Origin of the sequence: Corynebacterium sp. 401_CJEI, assembly GCF_001076435.1 — a bacterium.
GTDB lineage: Bacteria > Actinomycetota > Actinomycetes > Mycobacteriales > Mycobacteriaceae > Corynebacterium > Corynebacterium jeikeium_D.
Genome location: NZ_JVIP01000035.1, coordinates 1 through 18,904, shown reverse-complemented (window position 1 = coordinate 18,904; position 18,904 = coordinate 1). Strand labels below are relative to the sequence as shown.

Genomic DNA, 18,904 nt, shown 5'->3' with positions numbered 1-18,904 from the left:
GCAACACAGCCCCACCCCTGCACTCCAGCACTACCCCCACAATGCGTCCGCAAAACATCGAATCGACAACACTCGACAACTACATACACGCAACTCCGCCGCCACTTCCGCCTACAAATGCGTGACGACGAAAGTGCCGCGCGCCGTCGTCAAGCGAAGGCGTCAACCCCCTCGAACCCCTCTCGAATAAAACAACGATTTTTTTGCGTAATTCGTCAAATAACCGCTGGTTACACCGTGTATCAATGAATTCAGCACTATTTTGCACATTAGTTAGGTAAGCGTCCGCGGCTCGTGATAGAACTCACAAGAGAACTATTTTCACTCAGCCATCACCCTGGCTGAGCCAGCCTAGAAGGAACATTATGAGCGTGCTCAACCTCGCCGCGGCGACGGCTGACACGGCGATTCCGGAATCTACCGGATTCACCGTCGCAGTCGGCGTTATTGGCGTCCTGTTGTCCCTGCCCTGCTGGTTCATCTTTATTAAGGGATTCACCCATATGGTGAAGACCATCATGGTGGGCCAAAAGACGTACGGTCACACCGGTGAATGGGGAACCCGTATTTGGACCATGATCCGAGAGATCGTCGGTCACACCAAGATGGCCAAGAAGCCCGGCGTTGCTGTGGCTCACTGGTTCGTCATGGTGGGCTTCCTCCTCGGTTCCCTAGTGTGGTTCGAGGCGTACATTCAGACCTTCTGGCCAGCCGGTGGTTGGCCAATCCTCAGGAATCTGACCGCCTGGCACTTCATCGACGAACTGCTCGGCCTGGGCACCACCCTGGGCATCCTGGCACTGATTCTCGTCCGCCAGACCAACCTGGGCAAGGAGCGTCTGAGCCGCTTCTACGGATCCAACGCCAAGGCTGCCTACTTCGTTGAGGCCGTCGTCCTCATCGAGGGCCTGGGCATGATGTTCGTCAAGGCTGCCAAGCTGGCTACCTACGGCGACCACGGTCACACTGGCGCCGAGGTCTGGACCTGGGCGAACTTCGTCACCGGTGGTATCGCACAGATTCTGCCGGCCTCCGGAGTCATGGTGTCCATCTTCGCGCTGATTAAGCTGCTGTCCGGTATGGTCTGGCTCTTCGTTGTTGGCCGCAACCTCACTTGGGGTGTCGCATGGCACCGCTTCCTGGCGTTCGCCAACATCCTGCTCAAGCGCAACGCTGACGGCTACAACGCCCTCGCTGGGGCTAAGCCGATGACCTCTAACGGCGAGATCCTGAACCTGGAAGAGGCTGACCCGGAGGTTGACTCCATGGGCACCGGCGTGGTTACCGACCACTCCTGGAAGGCTCTGCTGGACTTCACCTCTTGTACCGAGTGTGGTCGCTGCCAGGAGCAGTGCCCGGCCTGGAACACTTCCAAGCCGCTGTCCCCGAAGCTGCTGGTTAACCAGCTGCGTGACCACGCTTACGCTTCTGCCCCGTACCTGTTGGCTGGCGAGACCATCGAAACCGCTCGCGAGGGCGAAGGCGCTGGCGCAGCACTCCTGACCAAGCCGCTGGTTGGCGACGGCGATGAGGGCATCATCGACCAGGACGTCCTGTGGTCCTGCACCAACTGTGGCGCCTGTGTCGAGCAGTGTCCGGTTGACATTGAGCACATCGACCACATCGTCGATATGCGTCGTTACCAGGTTCTGGTCGAGTCGGACTTCCCGACCGAGCTGGCTGGCCTGTTCAAGAACCTTGAAACCAAGGGCAACCCGTGGGGCCAGAACGCTTCCACTCGCGCCGACTGGATCAATGAGGTCCGCAAGGAAGGCGTCGTTGTCCCGATTTGGGGCGAGGATGTCGAGAGCTTCGACGACACCGAGTACCTGTTCTGGGTCGGTTGTGCCGGTGCCTACGACGACAATGCGAAGAAGACCACCAAGGCTGTTGCAGAGATGCTTTACACCGCCGGTGTGAAGTACGCTGTGCTCTCCCAGGCTGAGGGTTGTACTGGTGACTCCGCTCGCCGTGCTGGTAACGAGTTCCTCTTCCAGATGTTGGCTGAGCAGAACATCGAGCAGCTCGACGAGGTCTTCGACGGTGTGCCGCCGAAGCAGCGCAAGATTGTCGTCACCTGTGCGCACTGCTTCAACACCTTCAAGAACGAGTACCCGGAGCTGGGCGGACAGTACGAAGTTGTCCACCACACCCAGCTGCTGAACAAGCTGGTTCGTGCTAACCGCCTGCAGCCGGTTGCTTCGGGTCAGGGCCGCCAGGTCACCTACCACGACCCATGCTTCCTGGGCCGCCACAACAAGGTATTCGAGGCTCCGCGTGAACTGATTGGCGCGTCCGGCGCCAACCTCGTCGAAATGCCGCGTAATAAGAACACCGGCTTCTGCTGTGGTGCTGGTGGCGCTCGCATGTGGATGGAAGAGACCATCGGTCAGCGCATCAACGTAAACCGCACCGAAGAGGCTGTCGGAACCGGCGCTGAGGCAATTGCCATCGGCTGCCCGTTCTGTAAGACGATGATGAACGATGGCGTCAACAACGTCATCGAGGACGACGAGAAGAAGCCGGAGGTCCTGGACATCGCCCAGATGCTCCGCGACTCCGTGAAGGTCGACGGCGAGCTGCCGCAGGCACGCGAACCGGAGTGGATTGAGCAGCCGGAGCGTGGCTGGGTCGATCCAAAGAAGGCTGAAGAGGAAGAGCGTCAGCGCCTCGAGGAAGAGGAAGCTAAGCGCAAGAAGGCTGAGGCTGCCGAGAAGAAGAAGGCAGAGAAGGCATCCGCTGCCGGCGCTGGTGCCGCAGCTGCTGGTGCTGCTGCAGGCGCTGCTGCCAAGGGTGGCGCTCCGACTCCGGGTGGTGCTCCGAAGCCGGGTGGCGCCAAGGGCGGCGCACCGACCCCAGGTGGTGCCAAGAAGGGCGCTCCAGCTCCAGGCGGTGCTCCAAAGCCAGGCGGTGCCAAGGCCGGCGCACCAACTCCGGGTGGCGCCAAGAAGGGTGCTCCTGCTCCGGGTGGCGCTCCGAAGCCAGGCGGTGCCAAGGCCGGCGCACCGGTTCCAGGTGGTGCAAAGGGCGGCGCCCCGACCCCAGGCGGTGCCAAGAAGGGTGCTCCAGCTCCGGGCGGCGCTCCGAAGCCAGGCGGTGCCAAGGGCGGTGCCCCGGTTCCAGGCGGCGCTAAGAAGGGCGCTCCAGTTCCGGGCGGCGCCAAGGCCGCTAAACCGGCCGCGCAGGCAGAGCCAGCAGCTGCAGAAACCGAAGCTCCGACTGAGGCTCCGAAGGCAACGAAGGGCGCTCCGATTCCGGGTGGCGCACGCAAGGGCGCTCCGGTTCCGGGTGGCGCTAAGAAGGCAGCTCCGGCCGCGAAGCCGAAGGCCGAGAAAACCGCTCCCGCCGAGGAAGCCGCTGCTGAAGTAGCGGCCACCGAGTCCGAGCAGCCAGCAGCTGAGCAGCCGAAGACCGCATCCGGTGCTCCGGTTCCGGGCGGCGCACGCAAGGGCGCTCCAATCCCGGGTGGCGCACGCAAGGCCAAGCCAGTCGCTAGCACCCCTGCCCCGGCAGCAGAGGAAACCGAAGCTCAGGAGGCTCCTGCTCAGCCAGAGGCAGAGCAGGCTCCGGCGCAACCAGAGGTTACCGAACAGCAGTCGGCGGAAGATGCCACCTCCACCGAGCAGGCCACTGAGACCCCAGCCGAGGAGACGCAGGCGCCGTCGGCAAGCGCTAAGAACCTTCCGCGCAACCAGCACGGAGTTCCGCTGCCAGGATCGGCGCGACGTAAGTAGCGCTCGCTAAGTAAGCAGGAATCCGCCCGAGAGGTTATTCTTCCCGGGCGGATTTTTTGTGCTTTACGACGATCCCTGCGCCACGGCATTAATCATGCAAATGGCACTCTCAACCGCACTGACAATATATTGATTACTGCATATTGATTACTGCATCCCGTTAGAGATGACCGCGTTGTGGTGTGGAAAGAGGTCTTGGCGTAGTGATTAAGAAATCGCTGTCACAGATAAGGGACTTTCTGAGGACTCCAGGGTCAGTGGAGATGGTCATTGCGCTGGTTCTCACGGCTCTCGATGCGCTAATTTTCCGCGAGAGCAACTCTGATCTGTTGTTGCCGACCATTATCGGTGGCCTTCAGGTCATTCTTGTTGCAGTGGCGACCTATCTGCCACTTTTTGCCATGGTGGTTGTCCCAGCGAATTTCTTGGCATTGACTTTCCTTCCCACAGAGCAGGCTCCAATGCAGATTTTCTGCGCGCTTCTCATCGTGGAAGTGATGCGTGCTAACAACAACAAGATGCCGGCGAGAATCACTGCGTTGCTCTTGTTGGTGATCTCAAACTACGACGTCAACACAAGTACTTTCGCACGTGACCATGTCGCGACCTTTGTGACAACACTGCTTTTTGTAATTGCCTACGCCATCGGCATGATGCGCAGTCGCTACAAAGAACAACGCCGGCGGGCAACGATTGAATCTAACCGCGCTCTGGAAGAGCAACGCCTTGAGTTGGCGACCGTACTGCACGACTCCACTGCCAAGTCCTTTACTCGCGTAACCATGCTGGCGCAGGCGCTCGCCATCGAGCGAGAAGGGACCGATGAAAAACTTGAAGAATCCCTGGAGGACATCGCAGAGACCTCCCGAGAAGGCCTGCTACAGCTTCGCCAGTTGCTTTCATTGCTGAAATCAGCTGACGACGAGAGTTCTTTGACCTCAGCTATCGGCCAGGATGAGCGAGTTCCCAGCATGAACAAGGTGCTCCAACAGGCCAAGGATGAACTGCAGGAAGCTGGGTTTAACGTTTCGCTGGCCACGAAGATTGAAACCGAGCCCTCTTTGACGCAGATTTCAGAGGTTATCTCGCCGGCGCTGTCGGAGTTCTGCACGAACATTCAGAAGTACGGCGAACCGCAAACGAACGTTCACATTCTGGCGCTGAGCAATGAGGAAGATGGCTTCACGCTCGACATCAGCAATCAGATATCGAAGGCGCTACCGCATTTTCTGCCGCGGGCGATGCTCTCGAGCGGTTTGGGGCTTTCCTCACTGCATCGGCGAGTGCGACCGTGGGACGGTTCCATCACGTCAGAACGAGAAGGAAATGTGTGGAATTGCAAACTCCACATGCCACCTACCAACCAGTAGGTTACGCTAGCGTAAGATTGATGTAGTAGCCGCCTGTGACGAAGATATCTCTCGAAAAGTCCTGGTTAGCGTAGTAATATCACACGATGACAGATATTGTTCGGTTTTTATAACTTCTATGAAAGGTTCGCGGATGTCTGACATTAAGGTTCTCATTGTCGATGACGACCCACTTGTACTCTCGACGCTGCGAACCTATTTCAAGAAGGCACCGCATATCACCGTGGTCGATGAAGCCAGCGATGGCCACGAGGCTCTCAACATTATTGCCCGTGGTGGCGTTGACGTAGTTTTGACCGATATTCATATGCCTAACATGGACGGCGTTGAGCTACTTGAGCGCATTAAGAAGGTGGAGAATCCACCGAAATTCATCGCTATCACCTCATTTGATACCGATGAAACAATGCTGAAAATCTTGAGTCTCGGCGGAAATGGCTACATTCTCAAAACTGCCCGCCCGGAATCCGTCATTGGCACCGTTGAAGATGTTTTCCAGGGCGGCACCGTCATCTCACCGATTTCTGCGACTCGGCTGATTAAAACCCTGCCGTCCCGCAACATTTCCTCGTACAAGATCACTCAAGCCGAGCGAGAGGTTCTCGGCCTGATCTGCCGCGGTAAGTCAAACCACGACATCGCCAAGGAACTCGGCAAGTCGCCGGGCACTATCAAGAAGCACCTCTCCAGCATGTTCAATAAGTTTGGAGCTACCTCTCGCCTGGACCTGGCGCTGAAAGCAATAGACGCAGGCTTCCACCCGCCGGCATCCGCTGCCGCAGAATAACCAGGGGCTCTGAGATTTGGCCGGTTAGCGGCTCTGAATTGAGCCTTTGCAGGCCCGAGATGGATAGCAAAAAGGGGCATATTCACTTTCGCGAATATGCCCCTTTTACCCGTGCTGAGTGTGGAGAGAGAACTGTGTAACTACTGGATGGTCACCTCGACATGTCGCTCGCGCGGAGCCACACCGAAGTAGGTGCGCCCAATTGGCTCCCACGTCTTCGAGTTGGCGTTGCAGCGAACAGTCTGTCCGGCGAACTCGTCAACCAGGAATCCCCAGCTCAGACGACCAGTTTCACCCTTGCGCACTTCGTACGGTCCGATCTTCTGCCCGAGGCTCCAAACCATCTCTCGGGAGTATTCCCAGGAGTACTTGCGGTTGAGCTCCTTACTGACCTTCACACTGACAGAGATATTGGTCCACCACTTCTTGGTCTTGGACTCCTTGATGGTCTGCGTCAGCGGAATCGGCTCATCACCGATGTCATTCTTCGTAGAAACAACGCCCTCAACGTCGTAGCGAGAGCCGGTGATTTCCACGAACTCAGCCACCGAACCCGGAGCTTCACAAGTGGTTCCCGGTGCCGGACCGCGGTCAACTGCCGCCGGCTTGGGCACTGGTACCCACTCCTCCGGCGCGAACGGTTCACCGGCTCCTGGATTCGGGGCGGCCACCGCTGTCGGAGCACCGAGTCCGAGCGCAAAGACCGTCGTCAAGCACATGGCGACAACACGCTTTTTCATAACTGCTCCTAGTCGTTAATCGTGGCGGATGCCGGGCCGCCGTCACCGGAGTTACCGCTGACAGGCGCCCACTGCTGACGGTGCTCGCCCTCCTTGGTGGTCTTGTGCCAGACCACGAAGCGAGTCGACGGCCCCTTGCCGTTGTACTCACCGAAGTAGGGCTCACCGCGCCACAGGCCGGTCTTCTGGTCACAGGTGCGAACACGGCCAATGAAGGACTTCATGTGCACGCCGTAGTCTGCGCGAACGGTCTCACCGGGGTTGACGGTCACCGGGCCCAGCTTGTCGCCAACCGACCACTGACTGACCTCGACGATGCCGTACTTGTTCTTCACCCCGTGGAGGAACACGTCCCACATATTTCCGGAGCTCATGGCCTTCACAGACTCGTTGACTCCCTCTGTCACCTCGAGGGTGTACTGAATAGGGCGGTCAGTGCGGTTGGTGAATGAGTTAGTGCCATTGTAGCGGTCCCATTCGTCGGTAATCCACTGTTCCCAGGGGTGACGCTTGGCATCCTTGACCGGGTCACATTTATCCGTATTGGTGAAACCGGTGTGGTGCTCATCCTGGTCAGGGGTCTGGGTCAGCGGGGTCGCCGCGGCCTGTCCAACGATGCCTGGTGCAAGAAGACTTGCACCCATCACCGCGCAGGCCAGGGCCTTCTTTTTCAGGCTCAACATGGAGAAACTTCCTTCTGCTTCGAGGCTTTAGGGGCTCTGGCCGTCTTAAACGGCGTACTCCTTGACCTGCGGAGCAGCACCGTCCACGGAGCGGTCAGCTTCGTTGGCGCGCATGGAAACGCGAATGTGACGCTCCTTCGGGATGGTGCCCCAGTACGGACGACCCGCGTCAATCCACTTTCCGCCCTTACAGGTCAGGTGAGTACCTTCGAAGGACTGATTCAGGAAGCCATACTCCAGAACACCGGTGTAGCCGGGCTTGACAGGGTACGGGCCGAGGGTCTGGCCAACTTCCCAGGTCTGAGTGGACTGGTAGCCGGCACTGAAGGTGACGTGGAAGAGCTTGAGCAAATCGAAGTCGACCGAACCGCCGACGTTCCAGGACTTGGTCTTGCCTTCCTTCAGGGTCTGAGTCAGCGGCAGGTCGGTGTCGCCGTAGTTAGCGACAGTCGCAGTACCTTCGACCTCGAACTTCGAGCCGGTGATCTTCAGGGACTGGCCGGACTGGCCTTCAACGGAGCAAGTGCCACCGACAGTGCCCGGGGTGGGGGCTGGGGCAGCTTCAGCCATCGGGGCGACAGCCAGCGAGGACATGGTGACCAGGGCTGCAATGGAGCCGGAGAGCAGGGTCTTCTTCACGGCGAAATCCTTTCAGGATGTGACGAGCAACTCGTAAGGAAATACTTGAACTGACACCTGCAAAGGTAAGTCGAAATTCAGCGTTTTGTAATGGAAAATTTTCGACTGGCTTTACGACGGCCGCAGCGATTATCCACATAGTAAAAATGGAATCTCACCGATTTCTACCACGCGAAAATACGACATCTAATTGACTTTGACCAGCGATTATGGGCGCCACAATAAGATTTCGGCGATCAATTCAATCGCATCAGAACTACGCCTTTTGAACCAATTCAAAAATGCCTCGGTCGGCCACTTGGTACTAGACAATCAACATTTCGGCCACTAGCCCACCTACATAAAGACACCAGAGAGTAGCCGAATGGCCACCCCCAGGCGCGGGCAGGTAGAGAGACCTCCACACTTCACACTCTTGATTAAATAGTTATGATTTCTTTATTAATCACTGGCGAAGTCCGGCAGTCCACAAAGCCCTGACACTTTGCCGAGGCAGATATCTTTCGGAGTACTACCTAATGTTTCGACGCACTTCCGTTCTTGCTACCACCATTGCATCCGCAGCACTTTCCCTGGGCGCGCTGACCGGCGCCCCGACCGCTACCGCAGCACCGACAGCTACGACCAGCAGCGACGACCTGCAGGTTAAGGAATACGCTCTTTCCGATACCTTCTCTTGCGACTACTACAACCTCCCGTGGTGCCGCTAAAGAGCGCTGACCCCCTACCCCTCCTCTGCCGCCCCTTCACGTGAGCGCGGCTACTTCGCGGTGCCGTCGAGCCCCTCTAGCAGTGTGGCAAAATCCGTGACATTAGTATCCACCCGCGTGTTTGTACTGCGTCGCTGGTTCGGCTCGCCAACACCCCGATTCCCCTCGCTGGCCCCGCCCGCTGAATGCTCCGCACCCTTTTCTTCAGCTTCGTTCCCAAAATCTGGACCAAAACCGACTACGGCCGAGCGAACACCGACAAGGTACTCGGCAAGCTCACGAGCTGCACGCACCACGCGATTATTCATCTCCGCGCCGGACACTCCGCCGGCGCCATTTCCGGCACCATCGCCAGCACCAAAGTCCTCAGTGGCTGCAAATACAGCAGTCGGCATAACCGTGCCGCGCAGGTAGCTAAACAGCGGACGCATCGCATACTCCAGCACCAACGAATGTCGTGCTGTGCCAGCCGTCGCAGCAATAATGACCGGCATGGAAGTCAGCGCATCCTTATCCAGGGCGTCGAAAAACATCTTGAACAACCCAGAGTAGGACGCTGCGAACACCGGGGTCGCGGCAATCAATCCATCAGCACCGCTGACAGTATCGAGGGCGGCGCGCAATTTTTCGTCGTAAAGCCCTGTGGACATCACAGTGCCGAGGCTGACAGCGAGTTCGCGCAGCTCGACGTACTCAACTTGGACCCCCTCGCCACGCTTGGAGACCTGCGCCTCGACGGCCTCCGCGATGCGGTCGGCAAGGATGCGCGTGGTTGATGGATCGGAAACACCGGCACTTACGACGACGAGCTTTTTCACTACTGATTCCTTTCAGCCGGGCGGACGAGAAGGTGCGGGGAATCTGCGCCCTCGGCAACCAGCGAGGCATGCGTCGGCGGGTCGGAAGGCACGTGCGCCGGACGGCGGCGCTCGAACTCTTCACGCAGGACCGGAACGATTTCGGTTCCCAGGATTTCAACCTGCTCCAACGCCATTTCCAGCGGCAGGCCGGCGTGATCGATAAGGAAGAGCTGACGCTGGTAGTCGCCAACGGCGTCTGCATAGCCCAGGTAACGTTCGATGATTTGCTCAGGCGTGCCGACGGTCAGTGGAGTGATGTTCTCGAATTCTTCCAGAGATGGCCCATGTCCATAGACCGGGGCATTGTCGAAGTATGGGCGGAAAACCTCCTTGGCCTTCTTCTCCGTCTCAGCGGCGAAGACCTGCCCGCCAAGCCCGACGATTGCCTGATCAGCAGCACCATGGCCGTAGTGCTCATAGCGCTGGCGGTAGAGGTTGACCATGGCTGTGGTGTGCTCGATATTCCAGAAAATGTGGTTATGGAAGAAGCCGTCCCCATAGAAGGCGGCCTGCTCAGCAATCTCAGTGGAGCGGATTGAGCCGTGCCACACGAAAGGTGCTACACCGTCGAGCGGGCGCGGTGTGGACGTAAAGGACTGCAGCGGAGTGCGGAATTGACCTTGCCAATCCACATTCTCCTCACGCCAAAGGGTGCGCAGCAGGTGATAGTTCTCGATGGCCAGCGGAATTCCCTTGCGAATATCCTTGCCAAACCACGGATAAACCGGCCCGGTGTTGCCGCGGCCCATCATGAGATCAATGCGACCTTCGGAAAGGTGCTGGAGGTAGGCGTAATCCTCGGCGATGCGCACGGGGTCGGTGGTGGTAATCAGCGTTGTCGAGGTCGACAGAATCAGATTTTCGGTCTGTGCTGCGAGGTTGGCTAATAAAATCGGCGGGTTCGCCGGTGCCACAAACGGTGGATTGTGGTGCTGGCCAGTAGCAAATACATCGAGGCCGACCTCTTCGGCCTTCTTCGCTAGCGCGACAGTTGCCTTAATTCGCTCATGTTCAGTAGGGATTTGTCCAGTCGTGGGATCTTTTGTGACGTCGCCAATTGTAAAAATTCCGAATTGCATAATTCTCAATCCTAAATAGCAGTTGTTGACATGTCAACGCCTGTTATGCTGGACATAAGCACTTAAAACGACTCCATATGAACCGTCTCCAACCAAAGGAGCCTCGCCCAGCCATGACAAAACCCCGAACCGATCGCCCGACCGGATGTGCGCTTCTAAAAAAATATTCGGCATTTTCTTTGACCTTTGTTGACACATCATCACATCTAGAGTTATCGTTGACACGTCAACACCGGAAGTTGGTTCCGGCGGACAAAAATACTTCGAAACATTCGAGATACTTTTAACTTTTAGGAGATTCACTATGGCTCTTCAGTCTGGCAACTACGTTCTTGATGCACAGCACTCCACCGTTGGATTCACCGTTCGTCACGCAATGATCACTAAGGTCCACGGTCAGTTCACTCAGTTTGAGTCCGTTATTAATTTTGATGCCGACAAGCCGGAGAATTCCACGGCAAAGGCGACCATTCAGGCGAACTCCATCAACACCAACAATGAAGAGCGCGACAACCACCTGCGCTCGAAGGACTTCTTCGGCACCGACGAAAACCCAACCTTCGAATTCGTTTCCACCGCTATCGAGCTCCAGAGCGAAGAAAAGGCCACCGTTACCGGCGACCTAACCATCAACGGCATCACCAAGCCGGTCACCCTGGATGTCGACATTTTCGGCTCCGCTGAAGACCCATGGGGTCAGACTCGCGTTGGCTTCGAGGCAGCCACCAAGATTGACCGCACCGATTTCGGCATCGATTACAACGCTCCTATTAAGACTGGCGGCCTGCTCCTTGGCAACGAGATTTCCCTGCAGATCGACGGCTCCGCAGTTAAGCAGTAACTAGCAGCCAGAACCCCAGCTGCCCGCAACCCAGTAAAGCGTCCTGCATCCTCATGCAGGGCGCTTTTGCGCAATCAATGTGCAATTAATCTGCCCCCGCTGTGAGAAAAGCATGGTGCGGGAGCAAAAAAGTGGCATGCTTAGACAGGTGAGTTCCAGTAAAGACACTTCCCAGGGCACCGAAACCACCAACGAGACAACGCAGGACGCTCAGGCTGCGCAGGCCGCTCAGGCCGAGCAGTCCCGTGCTGCCCGTGTTGCCGCCCGTCGTGGAAACATCAGGGCACCTCGCCGCACTCCACTGAAGACACTGGACCAATCCTCCAAGCTGCAGAACGTCCTCTACGACATTCGCGGTCCGGTGACTACTCTCGCCGAGCAGATGGAGGCCGACGGCCACCGCATCATGATGCTCAACACTGGCAATCCGGCGAAGTTCGGCTTTGATGCACCTGACACCATCGTGCAGGACATGGTCCGCGCTCTCCCCCACGCACAGGGCTATTCCGAGTCCAAGGGTATTTACTCCGCACGCCGTGCCGTCGTCACGCGCTATGAGATGGACCCGGACTTCCCCCGTTTCGACGTCAACGACGTCTGGCTGGGCAACGGCGTCTCCGAGCTGATTTCCATCACCACGCAGGCGCTGCTCAACGAGGGCGATGAGGTCCTCATTCCAGCTCCGGATTACCCGCTCTGGACTGCAGCAACCACCCTCGCCGGCGGCAAGGCCGTCCACTACACGTGCGATGAGGAGAATAACTGGGCCCCGGATGTCGAAGACATTCGCTCGAAGGTGACGGATCGCACGAAGGCGATTGTCATCATCAACCCGAACAATCCGACCGGCGCGGTCTACACACGCCAGACACTCGAAGCCATCGTGGATATCGCTCGTGAGCACTCGCTCCTGCTGCTTTCCGACGAAATCTACGACCGTATCCTCTACGACGATGCAGAGCACATTTCCACTGCCTCCTTGGCCCCGGATTTGCTCTGTATCACCTTCAACGGCCTGTCCAAGACCTACCGTGTGGCCGGTTACCGCGCGGGCTGGATGGTGCTGACTGGCCCGAAGCGCCACGCAGAGGGCTTTATCGAGGGCATCAACCTGCTGGCCAGCACCCGTCTGTGCCCGAATGTCCCTGCTCAACACGGCATTCAGGTGGCACTTGGCGGTTACCAGTCCATCGAGGACTTGATCTTGCCAGGCGGTCGCCTGCTGGAGCAGCGCAATGTCGCCTACGAGGGACTGACCTCAATTCCAGGCGTGAGCTGCGTGAAGCCGATGGGCGCCATGTACGCATTCCCGAAGCTGGATCCGAACGTCTACGAAATTCACGATGACGAGAAGCTGATGCTCGACATCCTGCGTGAAGAGAAGATCCTGATGGTCGGCGGCTCTGGCTTCAACTACCCGACGCCGGATCACTTCCGAATTGTCACCCTGCCGTGGGCACGCGACCTGAAGGAAGCTATCGAGCGCCTAGGCAACTTCCTGGTCAGCTACAAGCAATAGCAGTACTTAAGGTTGCGCACGCTACTGGTTCTGCCCTTCTCACATATCGATGCGCTATTCACTTATGGACACACTGGAGCGCATCGATGAGTGAGTATTGCATCGATAGGTGGGCCATAGCGCTGATGACTACGGCTCGGCGCGCCGGAATGGCGGTACGCCTTCCGGTGCTGGTGCAGCGATTAGGTTATTAAGGGTGGGCAGGCATTCAAAAGATTCAATGAACTCTGACAACCAGCAACCTTTTCGCGTTGCTCCGGGTTCCGACATAGGTGCGCATCTCGACGTACTGAAGAACTCGAACAACGGCTCCCCTACCGGCCGGTTCCGGGCTGTCAATGCCGCGAATCAACCCAACTCTGCAACTTCGGCTGCCCCAGCACGACATGCAGAGCCTGCCGCACATTCAAAACCAGCACCGGCACGGCAAAACGAACCTGCGCAAGCCAAACCAAAACCAACGAAACCGCGGCACAACCCCACAAGAGCACGTCGCTTGCTGGCCACAGTTCTCACAGTTGCTGGTATTGCCACTTTCCTCGCAGTGATTGGGCTCTGGCCATCGGGTGAAGCTCCGAGCCCAGGGCCGGGATTCCTGCAGTCACAGACGTCAGCTGCAGAGACGGTTAAGGGAACCGTCGTAAAGCACAGCGTCGGCGCGTGCAATTCGCCTGACAACGGACGCGTCTTCGATGACCAGCCGCGGCCAGGACTGGCGGCCTCCCTCAATGACCCCGCGGCGCCGAAGTGCCAGCTCTCGGTCATTGAGCTGACCTCGGGTCCAGACGAGGGCAAGAAGACTCTGCTGGAAGCATCCGGCCTTCCCGGCGAGATTGAGCTGGAGGAGGGAGACAAGGTCGTCCTGGCAATTCACCGTCCAAACGCGGCCGGTACCGGAGCTGTCGACAATGGTGCCGTGCCGGATCCGGGGTTGATGACACCGGCTCCCGGCGTTGTTCCCGCGCCTGCCCCTGAGGGCGCAGAGGGTGAGCCTGCTCCTGATGCAGAGGCTCCGGCACCAGCTCCAGCCCCGGAGCAGGAACCAGCACCTGAATCCGACGCAGAAGCCCCCGCTGCCCCCGCTGCCCCCGAAGCTCCTGCTCCTGCCACCGACACTAATGTCGTCGACCTCGCACCTCATCAGGTTGTCGACACCGCTAGCATCGGCAACACCTACACCTTCCTGGACATGGATCGCACCACGACCATCTGGATGTGGCTCGGCGCAGCGGTGCTGCTCATCATCCTCGTCGGCATGACTCGCGGAGTCTTGAGCCTCATTGGTCTTGGCATCACGCTGGCCGCAGTGATGGGATTCCTGGTTCCGGCACTGCTACGCGGTGGCGATCCTGTGGCCTTAGCCATCACGGCGGGCGCGGCGATCCTCTTCCCGGTGCTCTTCCTCGTACATGGCATCAATTGGAAGTCAGCTTCCGCACTGGCGGGAACACTCACCACGATGGTGTTGGCGGCGGGCCTGGCCAACCTCGCAATCTCCACGTCACAGCTACGTGGTCTCGGCAACGAGGACAACCTGCTCATTCAGCTTTACCTGCCTGACGTCTCCGTCACAGGTCTGCTTCTGGCGGGATTCATCATCGGCGCGTTGGGCGTGCTTAACGACGTCACCATCGCCCAGGCATCGACCGTCCAGGAGCTTTACGAAGCAGCTCCGCGGTCGCGGCCTATGGAGGTCTTCCGCTCGGCAATGCGCGTCGGTCGCGATCACATCGCGTCGATGGTCTACACACTGGTACTGGCGTACCTCGGCACCGCACTACCGCTATCGATTTTGTTAAGCGTCTCCGACCGGCCGCTGATGCAGTCGTTGACCTCCGATGTCGTGGCCACAGAGCTGCTGCGTTCCACCATCGGTGCGGTGGCTTTGGTACTCGCAGTGCCGATTACCACCCTCATCGCCGCCTATACCGTGGCCCCGGAGGGTATGAAGTTTCCGAAGCGCTCGAGGGCGGCTAGCATTTAGCCGCGGCCGAGGCAGGTGACATCCCAGCCTGCGGCACGCCACTGGTCGGCTGGCAGGCAGTTGCGGCCGTCGAGCACTGCTGCACGCTTGACCAGCTTCTTCGCAGCCACCGGGTCGATGTCGCGGAACTGCTGCCACTCGGTGGCGACGACAACCATCTCCGTGCCTTCCAGGGCAGCTTCGATGCTCGGTGCGTACTCCAAGGTCGGGAAATTCTTCTTGGCGTTCTCCATGGCCTGCGGGTCATAAACACTCACCGAAGCGCCCGCCAGAGACAGCGAACCAGCAATCGACAGCGCCGGGGAGTCACGCACATCGTCAGAGTTCGGCTTGAAAGCCGCACCCAGCACGGTCACGGTGTGGCCGAGCAGCGAGCCGCCGAAGCTACCACGCACCAGGTCAACGGTCTTTTCACGGCGACGCATGTTAATCGCATCGACCTCACGCAGGAAGGTCAGCGCCTGGTCAACGCCCAGCTCACCGGCGCGGGCCATGAATGCGCGGATATCCTTCGGCAGGCAACCGCCGCCGAAGCCCAGACCCGCGTTGAGGAAGCGGCGACCAATTCGGGCGTCCATACCGATGGCGTCGGCAAGCGTAGTGATATCCGCACCTGTGACCTCACAGATTTCAGAGACCGCGTTGATGAAGGAAATCTTGGTGGCGAGGAATGCGTTCGCCGACACCTTCACCAGCTCTGCGGTGGCAGTGTCCGCGACGATAAGCGGCGTCTCGCGCTCGAAGATAGGACCGAAGCACTCGCGCAGGCTGTCCTCAGCGATTGACTCGACCTCCTGACCCGCACCATTGAGGATCATGCCCGGCTTCTGGGTGCCCAGCACCACACGGTCCGGCTCGAGAGTGTCCTTTACTGCGAAGCCCTCACGCAGGAACTCCGGGTTCCAGGCGATTTCGAGGCTGGTGTTCTTCAACTGCTCATCACCAGCTGCTGCGCGCTCACTGATCATCTTCGCAGCCAGCTCCTGCAGGCGCGGTGCGGTACCGACGGGCACAGTGGACTTACCAAACACTAAATGCTTGCCGACGACGCGCTTAGCCAATTCGGTAATGGCGGCGTCCACATAGCGAACATCGGCGGCGTACGAGCCCTTAACCTGCGGAGTTCCGACACCTACGAAGTGGACGTTCGCAAATTCAACGGCTTCGTCGTAGTTAGTGGTGAAACGTAGTCGCCCTGACTCAACGTGCTTCTTTAGCAGTTCGGGCAAGCCAGGCTCAAAGAAAGGAACTTGGCCTGCGGACAATGCCTCAATCTTGGCGGGATCAACATCTACGCCGAGAACCTCGTGGCCTAACTCCGCCATCGCCGCGGCATGAGTGGCGCCAAGGTAACCCGTACCAATAACCGTAATACGCATAAGGGCTATTATTTATCGAAAGATAAAAGGCCATCAAGCCGATTTAACCCTTAAATGGTGTGAACTAAAGGCCCATATTTAGGCTTTTCACCTGCGAAAACTCTTTATTGAACAATTGTTTCCATTTCTTCACCAAGAATTCACTCGGGGCTATTCACAATTCATTTATATTCCGAGTTCATATCCCGAGTTTCAGGTGCCTTATTCCTCATCGCGGAAGTTCAGGTACGCACGCGACGGCGTCGGGCCGCGCTGCCCCTGATACTTCGAACCGAGCTTGCCGGAACCGTAAGGCACCTCTGCCGGCGAGGACATCTTGAACAGTGCCAGCTGGCCGACCTTCATGTTCGGCCACAGTGCGATAGGCAAGTTCGCCACATTGGATAGCTCCAGCGTGATGTGGCCTGAAAACCCTGGGTCAATAAAGCCGGCGGTCGAGTGCGTTGCCAGGCCCAGACGCCCCAGCGAAGACTTACCTTCCAGGCGGCCTGCCAAGTGCGGAGGAATAGTGAAGTACTCCAAGGTCGATGCCAGGACGAACTCGCCCGGGTGAAGAATGAAGGGCTGCCCTTCTGGAACCTCGTGCGGGGACGTCAGTTCTTCCTGTGGCAACTTCGGATCGATGTGTGTGTACTGCGAGTTGTTAAAAACTCGGAAGAACTTGTCCAGACGCACGTCGATGGACGAAGGCTGAATCATCTTCGGGTCAAAAGGATCAATGCCGAGATGGCCGGAGCCTTCGGCATCGATAGCGGCACGAATATCACGATCTGAGAGCAACACATAGACCAGCTTAACCGCTCTGTAATACACAGCGTGTGCGGGTTGCAGGATATGCCCGCACTGAATCCCCCGGGCAGGACTGGATGAGGCCCTACAAGGAGATCAGCGCTTAACCCGAAAAGACGGACAGAGGGTCTTCAAGACCAATTTTTTCGACACGAATCGAGAGTGCTACATTGAAGTTACAGAGGGCGACTGATTGCCTGCATGCCACACCTACTGTGCCAATCCCGTGGCGTGCTTTTAATCATTCCGCCTACTGTGTGCCGATGTAGTTCAATGGTAGAACTCCTGCTTCCCAAGCAGGCGGCGCGGGTTCGATTCCCGTCATCGGCTCCGCCCAATGAGGCTCAGCGTCAAGCTGAGCCTCATTTTTGTTTCCGCTGTTTTCAGCTACATCCCGCGGTACCACAACAGGGTTAAGTAAAGAAAAGTGTGTCTTTTCCGGGCGTGTTGCGGTTATTTGATCCAGCCTTTTTGGATGCCGAGGTTGTGTTGGTAGCTGGTGTCGATGGCGGTGTCGTATTCTGCTGGTGCACCGATGTCATTGGTAGTGGCTGTGGTGTTGTGGGTGATCAGGTCTGTTGCTGTGGAAAGTGCGTCTTGACCCCATCGTTGGTCCCTGGCGATCTTGACCGGATCGTCAGGGACTTCTGTATGTAGATACAGCCACCAATCCATCACTGTGCGTTGATGCGGTAGTGATAGTCCGCGGTGTCTGCGGGCTAGTTCTTTTATGGGGGCGTTGATGCCACCTTCGAGGCTGTTTGTTGTTGCTGCAAGGTTGTCGGGGTCGATGGTTGTTGGTGGGGGTTGCAGGTAGGTAAACAGCAGGTCTCTGCGGTGCAGAGATAGCAATGATTGATAGGCCGCTCGGACGCGTTGGTGGGTGTAGACCTTGGTGTAGGCGCCGGTAACGGGGTCTTTGATGGTGGTTTTCTCGTTCATCCATTCCCGGTAGGTGTGGTCGAATTCGTGCAGGTGGGCGACCCATGTGGATGCTTGGTCAAGGTCGGTGATGCGAGTGAGTTTCAGGGCTAGGCGGTAGAGGGTTTTGCCGGCATCGGTGCGGGGGTTGCTGGTGGTGTGGCGGCAGACTGTTCGTTGGGCGTGGACGAGGCAGCGTTGGATGCGTGTTGTTGGCCAGCAGTGGTGGATGGCTGATTGGGCACCTTGTCCGCCGTCTGTGACTGCGATTAGTGGTGCGGCAATGGGGCGTAGGAGTTCGGTGTAGGCGGCGGTGGTTTCGTGTCTGGCCCAGGTCCAGTTGATGACGTGGGTTTTACTGGCTGCGATCAGGAGGCATCCGGACTTTAGATAGGTCGCGTCGAGGAAGATTTGGTCATGGATGCGGAATGAGTCGATGGTGGGTGTGGGGATGATCCACCAGCACCATCGGAATCGGTGGTGCATGGTTTGCCTGGTTACGCCATGGTGTGCGGCGAAGGTGGTTAGAGATTGGGTGCCGGTGGCCCATTGGATGAACAAAGCCATGGTGGCGGTGTTTTTGTTGTGGGTTTGGGTGTTGCGGGTAAAGGAGTGTCCGCAGTGGGTGCAGCGCCAACGGGTGGTTGATTTGCTGGTGGTGCCGTTTTTCTTTGTGTTGTTGCCGCATAGTGGGCAGCTGGGGCGGTTGGTGGTCATCCTTTAATCCAACCGGTGTGCGGTTAGCACAAATGTGGCCGGAGGTGCGGGATGGTGTGGGTAATAGCTTTCGGGGAGCTATTCTTTGGTGATTTGTGGTGTGTGGTCTGGGGTTATGGTGGCATGCGGACACACTTTTCTTTACTTAACCC

15 protein-coding genes and 1 tRNA gene are annotated in these 18,904 nt (G+C 58.0%); 8 read left to right on the top strand and 8 right to left on the bottom strand.

All coding sequences use genetic code 11. The features are described 5' to 3' along the window. Positions 1-365: 365 nt before the first annotated feature. From ADM64_RS07600 to ADM64_RS07590, 3 genes are all read left to right on the top strand, one after another. Positions 366-3,734, top strand: a complete 3,369-nt coding sequence (locus ADM64_RS07600) for a (Fe-S)-binding protein (RefSeq protein ID WP_049193756.1) — start codon at positions 366-368, stop codon at positions 3,732-3,734. A 263-nt stretch (positions 3,735-3,997) separates the two neighbouring features. Continuing rightward, complete coding sequence (locus ADM64_RS07595; protein WP_222865557.1) at positions 3,998-5,104, top strand: histidine kinase; 1,107 nt, start codon at positions 3,998-4,000, stop codon at positions 5,102-5,104. Between the two features lie 133 nt (positions 5,105-5,237). Beyond that, positions 5,238-5,891 (top strand): response regulator transcription factor, encoded by a 654-nt coding sequence (locus ADM64_RS07590; RefSeq protein ID WP_016421571.1) that lies wholly within the window; start codon positions 5,238-5,240, stop codon positions 5,889-5,891. Between the two features lie 140 nt (positions 5,892-6,031). On the opposite strand, the gene ADM64_RS07585 is transcribed toward ADM64_RS07590, so the two are convergent. From ADM64_RS07585 to ADM64_RS07575, 3 genes are read right to left on the bottom strand one after another with little or no spacing between them, the layout of a single operon-like run. After that, a complete protein-coding gene (locus ADM64_RS07585) occupies positions 6,032-6,631 on the bottom strand; it encodes a hypothetical protein (RefSeq protein ID WP_016421572.1) in 600 nt (199 codons plus the stop codon). Positions 6,632-6,639: 8 nt separating this feature from the next. Then, positions 6,640-7,314, bottom strand: coding sequence for a hypothetical protein (locus ADM64_RS07580; protein WP_005511744.1), 675 nt, complete (start codon positions 7,312-7,314; stop codon positions 6,640-6,642). Positions 7,315-7,359: 45 nt separating this feature from the next. Then, on the bottom strand, positions 7,360-7,953 hold the full coding sequence (locus ADM64_RS07575) for a hypothetical protein (protein ID WP_016421574.1): 594 nt from the start codon (positions 7,951-7,953) through the stop codon (positions 7,360-7,362). Between the two features lie 518 nt (positions 7,954-8,471). Here ADM64_RS07575 and ADM64_RS07570 point away from each other — a divergent pair. Then, positions 8,472-8,663: a hypothetical protein gene (locus ADM64_RS07570; RefSeq protein ID WP_049171743.1), complete on the top strand. Its 192-nt coding sequence runs from the start codon at positions 8,472-8,474 to the stop codon at positions 8,661-8,663. A gap of 50 nt (positions 8,664-8,713) precedes the next feature. Here the strand turns inward: ADM64_RS07570 and ADM64_RS07565 are convergent, their stop codons facing one another. Both ADM64_RS07565 and ADM64_RS07560 read right to left on the bottom strand, forming a co-directional pair. Beyond that, positions 8,714-9,481, bottom strand: coding sequence for an FMN reductase (locus ADM64_RS07565; RefSeq protein WP_049171746.1), 768 nt, complete (start codon positions 9,479-9,481; stop codon positions 8,714-8,716). Further along, positions 9,481-10,602 (bottom strand): CE1758 family FMN-dependent luciferase-like monooxygenase, encoded by a 1,122-nt coding sequence (locus tag ADM64_RS07560; RefSeq protein ID WP_049193754.1) that lies wholly within the window; start codon positions 10,600-10,602, stop codon positions 9,481-9,483. The genes ADM64_RS07565 and ADM64_RS07560 overlap by 1 nt, the downstream gene beginning before the upstream one ends. Positions 10,603-10,906: 304 nt before the next feature. Between ADM64_RS07560 and ADM64_RS07555 the strand changes: the two genes are divergently transcribed. The 3 genes from ADM64_RS07555 (at position 10,907) to ADM64_RS07545 (ending at position 14,946) form a co-directional block, all read left to right on the top strand. After that, the gene (locus ADM64_RS07555; protein WP_048734412.1) at positions 10,907-11,443 is read left to right on the top strand and encodes a YceI family protein; all 537 of its coding nucleotides are present in this window, start codon (positions 10,907-10,909) and stop codon (positions 11,441-11,443) included. Between the two features lie 148 nt (positions 11,444-11,591). Further along, entirely contained in the window at positions 11,592-12,962 is a 1,371-nt protein-coding gene (locus ADM64_RS07550; RefSeq protein WP_370449407.1) for a pyridoxal phosphate-dependent aminotransferase, read from the top strand. A gap of 496 nt (positions 12,963-13,458) precedes the next feature. After that, positions 13,459-14,946 (top strand): YibE/F family protein, encoded by a 1,488-nt coding sequence (locus ADM64_RS07545; protein ID WP_049193753.1) that lies wholly within the window; start codon positions 13,459-13,461, stop codon positions 14,944-14,946. On the opposite strand, the gene ADM64_RS07540 is transcribed toward ADM64_RS07545, so the two are convergent. Beyond that, on the bottom strand, positions 14,943-16,325 hold the full coding sequence (locus ADM64_RS07540) for a UDP-glucose dehydrogenase family protein (RefSeq protein ID WP_049193752.1): 1,383 nt from the start codon (positions 16,323-16,325) through the stop codon (positions 14,943-14,945). The genes ADM64_RS07545 and ADM64_RS07540 overlap by 4 nt on opposite strands. Positions 16,326-16,526: 201 nt before the next feature. Then, positions 16,527-17,108 carry a dCTP deaminase gene (gene dcd, locus ADM64_RS07535; protein WP_005511764.1) on the bottom strand — a complete coding sequence of 194 codons (582 nt, stop codon included), beginning with the start codon at positions 17,106-17,108 and terminating at the stop codon, positions 16,527-16,529. 265 nt (positions 17,109-17,373) lie between these two features. Here dcd and ADM64_RS07530 point away from each other — a divergent pair. Then, positions 17,374-17,444 (top strand) — tRNA-Gly (locus ADM64_RS07530). A gap of 123 nt (positions 17,445-17,567) precedes the next feature. Here the strand turns inward: ADM64_RS07530 and ADM64_RS07525 are convergent. Then, a complete protein-coding gene (locus ADM64_RS07525) occupies positions 17,568-18,752 on the bottom strand; it encodes an IS256-like element IS3503 family transposase (RefSeq protein ID WP_049193114.1) in 1,185 nt (394 codons plus the stop codon). Positions 18,753-18,904: the final 152 nt, after the last annotated feature.

Bases quoted from the DNA above. Each gene is read 5' to 3' on its own strand.
- ADM64_RS07580 (WP_005511744.1), bottom strand. From the start codon at position 7,314: ATGTTGAGCCTGAAAAAGAAGGCCCTGGCCTGCGCGGTGATGGGTGCA.
- ADM64_RS07585 (WP_016421572.1), bottom strand. From the start codon at position 6,631: ATGAAAAAGCGTGTTGTCGCCATGTGCTTGACGACGGTCTTTGCGCTC.
- ADM64_RS07595 (WP_222865557.1), top strand. From the start codon at position 3,998: ATGGTCATTGCGCTGGTTCTCACGGCTCTCGATGCGCTAATTTTCCGC.
- ADM64_RS07525 (WP_049193114.1), bottom strand. From the start codon at position 18,752: ATGACCACCAACCGCCCCAGCTGCCCACTATGCGGCAACAACACAAAG.
- ADM64_RS07560 (WP_049193754.1), bottom strand. From the start codon at position 10,602: ATGCAATTCGGAATTTTTACAATTGGCGACGTCACAAAAGATCCCACG.
- ADM64_RS07570 (WP_049171743.1), top strand. From the start codon at position 8,472: ATGTTTCGACGCACTTCCGTTCTTGCTACCACCATTGCATCCGCAGCA.
- ADM64_RS07555 (WP_048734412.1), top strand. From the start codon at position 10,907: ATGGCTCTTCAGTCTGGCAACTACGTTCTTGATGCACAGCACTCCACC.
- ADM64_RS07600 (WP_049193756.1), top strand. From the start codon at position 366: ATGAGCGTGCTCAACCTCGCCGCGGCGACGGCTGACACGGCGATTCCG.
- ADM64_RS07540 (WP_049193752.1), bottom strand. From the start codon at position 16,325: ATGCGTATTACGGTTATTGGTACGGGTTACCTTGGCGCCACTCATGCC.
- ADM64_RS07590 (WP_016421571.1), top strand. From the start codon at position 5,238: ATGTCTGACATTAAGGTTCTCATTGTCGATGACGACCCACTTGTACTC.